Below are 1104 nucleotides of genomic sequence, written 5' to 3'. Positions count from 1 at the left end.
TCCAGAACTCAGCCCGTAAGAACCGGATTGATATTCGTGGCGCTGGTGGTTATGTCGTCGCACCTGGGAGCACTCACGCTGACGGGACGCTCTACCAGTGGGAGACAGATGGCTACATGGATATCGCTGACCTCCACGACCTACCCATGCTCACACCGGACGATGTAGCGGCTATCAATGGCTTTAATGGTCAGGCGGCAGAAGAAAAGCCAGAGGGTAACTTAGGGTTTTCAACTGACCAGTATCAGTTACCACATGACGGGAGCAATTTAGCGGAGGGTCAAGGTCGGAACAATGCAGCGGCGAGCATGGTCGGGCAGCTGATCCGGCAGGATTACTCCCTCATGGAGATCAAGAGAACCCTCGACCAGTGGAACCAGTCGAATACACCACCACTCTCTGATGCTGAGCTCAATACCACCATTGCGAGCGTTACCCGGACGCATACCAACAATAACCCGGGTTCACCTGTTCATGTTGTCCCACCGCCGAAGCCAAAATTTCCCTTCAGCCATGTAAAAGAACTGGTCAAGGGTGTTAAGCCGATCAACTGGCTCATCAAGGGCTTTCTCGAAATGGACAGCCTCTCGTTGATGTTTGGTGAGCCTGCCTGTGGTAAGTCCTTCGCTGCCATTGATCTCGCCTGCTGTGTCGCTACTGGTAAGGACTGGCATGGCAAGCAGGTCAAGAAGCAGGGTCCCGTCTTCTACATCGCCGGGGAGGGCTTTAATGGCCTGTCCCGTCGTCTGATGGCTTGGCAGGTATCCCACGGTTACAACCTCCGTAATGCGCCGATCTACGTCAGCCAGTGTTCAGCCTCCCTCATCGAGCTCGGCAATGCCCGTATGGTCAGCGATAGCATTGAGGAAATCGTCGAAGAGACAGGCGGTGTTATCCCCTCAATGATTGTCATTGATACCTTGGCGAGAAACTTCGGTCCGGGCGACGAGAATGCCACTAAGGAAATGAACACCTTCATCAATAACATCGACCAGCTACTCCGTTCGAAGTATGAGTGCTGCGTCTTGATCGTCCACCACACCGGGGTCGGGTCGAAGGATCGTGCCCGTGGCAACAGTGCGCTCAAGGGGGCGCTCGATGCGG

1 protein-coding gene is annotated in these 1104 nt (G+C 54.7%); it reads left to right on the top strand.

Translation table 11 applies throughout. From position 1 onward, the window contains the following. Positions 1-1104 (top strand): AAA family ATPase (locus AK963_RS29445; RefSeq protein WP_175404737.1); only part of this gene is annotated, 1104 nt, incomplete at both ends.

It is taken from the genome of Endozoicomonas atrinae (assembly GCF_001647025.1).
GTDB lineage: Bacteria > Pseudomonadota > Gammaproteobacteria > Pseudomonadales > Endozoicomonadaceae > Endozoicomonas > Endozoicomonas atrinae.
Note: the sequence above shows the minus strand (reverse complement) of the source record. Positions and strands in the feature narration are given on the sequence as shown.